The sequence below is a fragment of the Mucilaginibacter sp. genome, assembly GCF_028288185.1.
Taxonomy (GTDB): Bacteria; Bacteroidota; Bacteroidia; order Sphingobacteriales; family Sphingobacteriaceae; genus Mucilaginibacter.
In genome coordinates, this window is the sequence record NZ_JAQBOF010000012.1 from 141,653 (window position 1) to 148,495 (window position 6,843).

A 6,843-nucleotide genomic window follows, 5' to 3' on the forward strand; every position below is an offset into this window, starting at 1 on the left:
TCTGCTATTTACGAACTGAAAACTTATATACTGTTTGCGAATTAAAAGTTTCGCCCGGCCTTAAAATTACTTTTGGGAAATTTGAGTGATTAGGCGAATCGGGGAAATGCATTGTCTCCAGGCAAAGCGCACCCCATTGGGTAAATGGTTTGCCTCTGCCAATTATCTTTTCGTTTAGGTGATTACCCGTATAAACAACAACCCCCGGCTCGGTAGTATAACATTGCAGTATCCGACCGCTTGTAGGCTCGTAAGCTGTTGCAGCCAGAGCCAGTTTTCCGGTGGTATTACGCAATGCAAAAGTAACGTCATAACCCCGGCCCCAGGTTAACTGGTTATCAGTAACGGTAATATCTTTGCCAATTAGTTTGGGTTGGGTAAAGTCGAAAGGAGTGCCTTTTACATCCAGCAGTTTACCACTGGGCATATTATCTTTATCAGCTTCCAGGTACTGGTCAGCAGGGATAGTTAGTTCTGTATTTACAACTTTATCGGTAGTTCCTGCGATATTAAAATAAGTATGGTTGGTTAAAACAACCGGGGTTGGTTGATCCGTAGTGGCCGAATAGGTTAATTTAAACTCGTTGTTATTAGTGAGGGTATAAATTATGGTCACATTTAAATTGCCGGGGTAACCGCTTTCGCCGTCCCGGCTTAAATAGGTCAGTTTTAAAGCTACCTCTTTATTGCCCGGCACTTCTTCTATAGCCCATATTTTTTTGTCAAACCCGCGAGGGCCGCCATGGATATTAGAGGCGAGGATGTATTCCTTACCATCCAACGTAAACCTTTTATTGTTGATGCGATTAGCCACGCGCCCAACAACCGCGCCTAATAACGCGTTATCACGGCCCAGATATTGCTTTAACGAATCAAAACCAAGTACAACATCGCCCATTTTACCGTTCTTGTCGGGTGTTATAATATCGGTAATAGTAGCGCCATAGTTAATTATCTTAGCCAGCATACCGCTGCTGTTTTTTAGCGTGTACTGGTATATCTGTTGCCCTTCAACTTCGCCAAAAAGTATTTTACTGATCGATGGTTTTTCAGCGTTGCCGCGATGTGGTATCGGTTTAGCAAATGCGTTATTTACGATCAAAAAAGAACAGATTAGGGCAGAAGAAAAAAGTAATTTTCGCATTAGATGTTTTGATTATTATTAGATGTTTTGATTATTAATATAGTCATAGTAAAGGTAAAAACTTTCGTTCTCATTTCAGGTGATTCAGAAAAGTGATTCACTCAGATTTTTTTAATTTTATAAAAACCACATAATTTACTGATGTACAGTAAATTAATTATGTCTACCTCAAGTTTTGGTACTGATTCAGGGTGATTCATCCGCTTTTATCAAAATGCTTATTTACAGTACTTTACGATCAAAAAGTGATTCAGGCGATTCAAAGTGATTCACTTTTTGTGAATCACTTTGAAAACAAAAAGCGGACAATTCACCATTGTCCGCTTTTTGCATTTATCCGTAATTGATTACAATTTATATTACTTAATATAGAAAGCCCTGCATCAATGTACTGGCCACCTTGTGTTTGCTTACAGTGTATAGCTATAATGTTTTTACCATTAGCTTTTATAGCCGCTTTACCTTCGGCATTGATTGGTACAATGGTATAAGAAGATGAATATCCGCTAATAGCCGCTGCTTTAACGCCGTTGATATATACCTCGCAATCCTCATCGTGATGGATGTATAATACCAGTTTATCTTTCTCGGCAGCAGATAAATCGCCTAAAGTAAATTCCTGGCGTAGCCAGATGTTGTTGGTGTTCCAGATAGTTTTTATGTTACCACCGGGAGTGCCACGCGTACCAAAGCCTGCTAATCCGCTTTTCCATGAGCTGTCATTAAACGCGGTTTCAAACCAGTCGCTTACAGGTTGTTCGGTAGTATATTTCCAGTTTCTTGCTTCTTTTTGTGACGAAGGCAGCATCTCCTTGATGTATAAGTTATCGTTAATAACCTTGGTGTTTGAGGTATATATCTTGTCAATGCCCCCTTTAATAACTTCACGGTCATAGGTCATTAAGCCATTTAGCTCTACCTCCACATCAGTTATTTCCGTATAAACAGCAGCACTTAAACCCATGTTTGTTTTAAAAAGAGTTAGGTCATTAGCAAACTTATCATACAGGTCTGTATACTCTTTTTTATTATTGATCATGATGTAGGTATCGCCAACCTTCCACGTATGGCCCGGTATGATATAGCCAATACCACCATACTCGCCGCAGGCCAATACTTGTTTAGTGCTAAACGGAACTGCGGGCGGAGGGTAGCTGTGTATATCTAAAAAATCGCCCACGCCAAAGTGGTTACCACCGCTGGCCTGGTTTATTAAGCGCGATGGATCAAGTTTATGTACCAGGTTAACTAAACCTGCCGTGTTATGTTGCGCCTGACCCTCATTAAATATTACCCAATTAATAATACAAGGCGAGTTCCAATGGGTTTTGATCAAACGGGTTAACTCTGACCTAAACTCTACCGTATCAACAGGAGGTGTATGCGCCGTATACGAGTTTGGCGATGGCATATCCTGCCAAACCATAATGCCCAGTTTATCTGCCCAATAATACCAGCGATAAGGCTCGTATTTGATGTGCTTACGCACCATGTTATAGCCAAACTTCTTGATCATTTCCAGGTCGTACCTCAATGCTTCGTCAGTAGGGGCGGTATAGCCGCCATCCGGCCAAAACCCCTGATCTAACGGGCCTAATTGGAATAGAAACTTATTATTTAAGTATAACTTCTTATAACCGCCATCTTCCTCAACCGATATTTTACGCATACCAAAGTAGCTGCTAACAACATCGGTATTTGCATCGTCTTTATTTAGGGCGATATCCAAATTATACAGAAACGGGCTATCAGGCGACCAAAGTTTGGCATTAGGTACGTTGATATTGGTTTCAACATTAGGTTTTATAGTTTCGGTAGTTACTAGGTTGTTACCATCTTTTACCTTTACTGTAATAGTAGCCCCTCTTGCGTTACCAAAGGTATTTACAGTTAGTTTTACTACAGAATTATCAACGTCCGGAACAATCTTAATCTCCCTTATACTAACACGTGCAACGGGCTCCAGCCAAACAGTTTGCCAAATACCGGTAACCGAGGTGTACATTATCCCTTGCGGATTTAAAGTTTGTTTACCCCGCGGGAAACCACCCTCATCTGTAGGGTCCCAAACACGTACGGTAAGCTCTTGCTTGCCAGTTAAAGTTAAAGCCTTGGTGATATTATAAGTAAACGGATCATAACCGCCTTTGTGTAAACCTATACGTTTCCCATTTACAAATACTTCTGATTCAAAATCAACCGCACCAAAGTGAATGAGTACCTGTTTGCCTTTCCACCCACTTGGTACAGTAAATGTACGGCGATACCATACCCGATCATGATGTTCTTTAACACCTGACAAGGCTGATTCGACAGGGAAAGGTACTAATATAGTTTTATCCAGTTTGCCTGTTGGCAATACATCACCTGCAGCGCCGGGCTGGTATTGCCATAGTCCGTTAAGGTTTAGCCATTCTTTACGCACCAGTTGCGGGCGCGGATATTCTGGTAATACATTAGCTGGGTTTACGTCCTTGGCAAACTTGCTCATTAAAGGAGCTGTTTTAAGCTCCCAACTTTGTGCAAACGTTGCCGCTGAAAATCCAGCACAAATCAGGAGGATAAGCAGTTTCTTGAAATTCATAAGTAAAGTAGGTTGGTATTGGGTTTGGTTTAGGCGGTAAAACTAATTAAAGTTTTTAAGAATGTTTATTCTGCACAGTTGTATTTGGCAACTTTATTGCTACAGTAATACATGCGACAATATAAAACAGACAATCCCGATACTGGTGTTATTGCCTATGAAACAGGCAAAGACAGCATCAACATACAATTCAGGGATGGGTCGGTATATGTTTACACCAATAAAAGCGCCGGCATTGCAGCCATATCCGAAATGAAAATCCTGGCGAAAAAAGGAGAGGGGCTGACCACCTATATTAACCAGCATGTAAGAGATCATTATCAATCTAAGTTGAAATAGATTACTTATAATGCTCGCATTATTGTCCTGTAATTATTCTAAAATAATCGTATTTTCGCAACTCAAAATAAATGATCACACACGTAGGTGATCATGAAACGTAATTTTATAAACTTTAAATCATAGTTGTAGATGATTAATATTACACTACCCGATGGGTCCATTCGTCAGTATGACAAAGGGATCACTGCCATGCAGATAGCATTATCTATCTCCGAAGGCTTAGCCCGTAACGTATTAGCCGCCGAAGTTGATGGCCAGGTATGGGATGCAAGCCGGGCAATTGAAAAAGATTCGCATGTAAAACTGTTAACCTGGAATGATACTGCCGCTAAAGCTACCTTCTGGCATTCATCAGCTCACTTAATGGCCGAGGCTTTGGAAGCGCTTTATCCGGGTACCAAATTTGGTATAGGCCCTGCTATCGAGACCGGCTTTTACTATGATGTTGACTTTGGCGACCGCGAATTTTCATCAGACGAATTTAAACAAATTGAAGATAAAATAATCGAGCTGGCTAAGACTAAAGAAGAGTTTGTTCGCAAACCCGTATCAAAAGCCGATGCTATAGCTTACTTTACCGAGAAGGATGACGAGTACAAGTTGGATCTGTTAAAAGATCTGCCTGATGGCGCTATCACTTTTTACTCGCAAGGTAACTTTACTGATCTTTGCCGTGGCCCGCATATACCAAACACCGGCTTTATAAAGGCTGTTAAACTAATGAGTGTTGCCGGTGCTTACTGGCGTGGTGACGAAAGCCGTAAACAATTAACCCGTATATATGGTGTCACTTTCCCTAAAGCAAGCGAGTTAACAGATTATCTGCATTTACTGGAAGAAGCTAAAAAACGCGATCACCGTAAGTTGGGTAAAGAATTGGAGTTGTTTGCTTTCTCTGAGAAAGTAGGCATGGGTTTACCATTATGGTTGCCAAAAGGTACTGCTTTGCGCGAGCGTTTGGTTAACTTCTTACAAAAGGCCCAGCAAAAAGCCGGTTATGAGCAGGTAATTACACCGCATATCGGTCATAAAAATTTATACATAACATCAGGCCACTATGAAAAATACGGTGCTGATTCATTTCAACCAATAAAAACACCGCAAGAGGGAGAGGAGTTCTTTTTAAAACCAATGAACTGCCCGCACCATTGCGAGATCTATAAAACCAAACCACGCTCTTATAAAGATCTTCCGGTTAGATTAGCTGAATTTGGTACTGTTTATCGTTACGAACAAAGCGGCGAGCTCCATGGCTTAACCCGTGTACGTGGCTTTACCCAGGATGACGCGCATTTATTTTGCCGCCCCGACCAGGTTAAGGAAGAGTTTATGAAGGTGATTGACCTGGTACTGTACGTATTTAAAGCTTTAGGCTTTGACGATTATACTGCGCAGGTTTCGCTTCGTGATCCTGAAAATAAAGCTAAATACATAGGCTCTGACGAAAACTGGGCCCTTGCCGAAGCTGCTATTATAGAAGCTGCTGATGAAAAAGGTTTAAAAACTGTAGTTGAATTAGGCGAAGCTGCATTTTATGGCCCTAAGTTGGATTTTATGGTGAAAGATGCCCTTGGCCGTAAATGGCAATTGGGTACCATCCAGGTTGATTATAACCTGCCCGAACGTTTTGAACTGGAGTATACCGGTAGTGATAACCAAAAGCATCGCCCGGTAATGATCCATCGTGCGCCGTTTGGCTCGTTAGAGCGTTTTGTGGCGGTATTAATTGAGCATTGCGCCGGTAATTTCCCGCTTTGGTTATCGCCAGAACAATTTATAATTTTGCCTATATCTGAAAAATACGAAGAATATGCAAAAAAACTTTCAGATGAGTTAAAGAATTCCGATATTTGCGGGCTCATTGACTTTAGGGATGAAAAGATCGGGCGTAAAATACGCGATGCTGAAGTTAAAAAGATCCCATATATGTTGATTGTGGGCGAAAAAGAAGCTGCAGAACAAGTAGTTTCAGTTCGCAAACATGGTCAGGGCGATATGGGAAGTATGAGTATAGAAGAATTTAAACAACAAATAATTAAAGAAATAACAGTATAACTTGGCATTAAACAAACCCTTCAACAGAGGACCAAGGCTTCCTTTCAAGAAAAAAGAAGCTGAACACAACATTAATCAATTTATCAGGGCTACAGAAGTTCGTTTAGTAGGCGATAATGTAGAACAAGGTATTTTTTCCTTACGGGATGCTTTGGCAATTGCCGAAGAGCAGGAGCTTGACTTGGTAGAGATATCTCCAAACGCGGTTCCGCCTGTTTGTAAAGTAACGGACTATAATAAGTTCATTTACGAGCAAAAGAAAAAGCTAAAAGAGATTAAAAGCAATGCCAAGCAAACGGTTATTAAAGAAATACGCTTCGGGCCGAATACAGATGACCATGACTTTGACTTTAAATTAAAGCATGCCACCAAATTCCTGGAAGCCGGCGAAAAAGTAAGAGCTTACGTTCACTTTAAAGGCCGTGCAATTGTTTACAAAGAGCAAGGCGAAATACTATTATTGCGTTTTGCACAAGCTTTAGAAGAAGTAGGTAAGGTAGAGCAACTGCCAAAACTGGAAGGAAAGCGGATGTTTTTAACCGTAGCTTCAAAAGGGGCAAAAAAATAAATATAGTGTGCTTGTGCACAATAAAGATAAAGCGTTGAGATAACGTGAATAACTAACACAAATAAATAACGGATATGCCAAAAATGAAAACCAATTCCAGTGCAAAAAAGCGTTTTAAGCTTACTGGAACCGGTAAAATTGCAAGAAAGA

At 40.7% G+C, this 6,843-nt stretch carries 6 protein-coding genes; 4 read left to right on the forward strand and 2 right to left on the reverse strand.

The window, feature by feature from the left end:
* Positions 1-4: 4 nt before the first annotated feature.
* Positions 5-1,102 (reverse strand): aldose epimerase family protein, encoded by a 1,098-nt coding sequence (locus tag JWQ34_RS06180; protein ID WP_299355505.1) that lies wholly within the window; start codon positions 1,100-1,102, stop codon positions 5-7.
* A gap of 352 nt (positions 1,103-1,454) precedes the next feature.
* Positions 1,455-3,728, reverse strand: a complete 2,274-nt coding sequence (locus JWQ34_RS06185; RefSeq protein WP_299355508.1) for a glycoside hydrolase family 2 protein — start codon at positions 3,726-3,728, stop codon at positions 1,455-1,457.
* Between the two features lie 111 nt (positions 3,729-3,839).
* On the opposite strand from JWQ34_RS06185, the gene JWQ34_RS06190 reads away from it, so the two are divergent.
* The 4 genes from JWQ34_RS06190 to JWQ34_RS06205 all read left to right on the forward strand — a co-directional run.
* Positions 3,840-4,067 (forward strand): hypothetical protein, encoded by a 228-nt coding sequence (locus tag JWQ34_RS06190; RefSeq protein WP_299355511.1) that lies wholly within the window; start codon positions 3,840-3,842, stop codon positions 4,065-4,067.
* Between the two features lie 132 nt (positions 4,068-4,199).
* Entirely contained in the window at positions 4,200-6,125 is a 1,926-nt protein-coding gene (gene thrS / locus JWQ34_RS06195; RefSeq protein WP_299355514.1) for a threonine--tRNA ligase, read from the forward strand.
* A gap of 1 nt (position 6,126) precedes the next feature.
* Complete coding sequence (infC, locus tag JWQ34_RS06200) at positions 6,127-6,693, forward strand: translation initiation factor IF-3 (RefSeq protein WP_299355516.1); 567 nt, start codon at positions 6,127-6,129, stop codon at positions 6,691-6,693.
* 74 nt (positions 6,694-6,767) lie between these two features.
* Positions 6,768-6,843, forward strand: a 76-nt coding sequence (locus JWQ34_RS06205) for a 50S ribosomal protein L35 (protein WP_299355522.1), incomplete at its 3' end; no start/stop codon positions are given.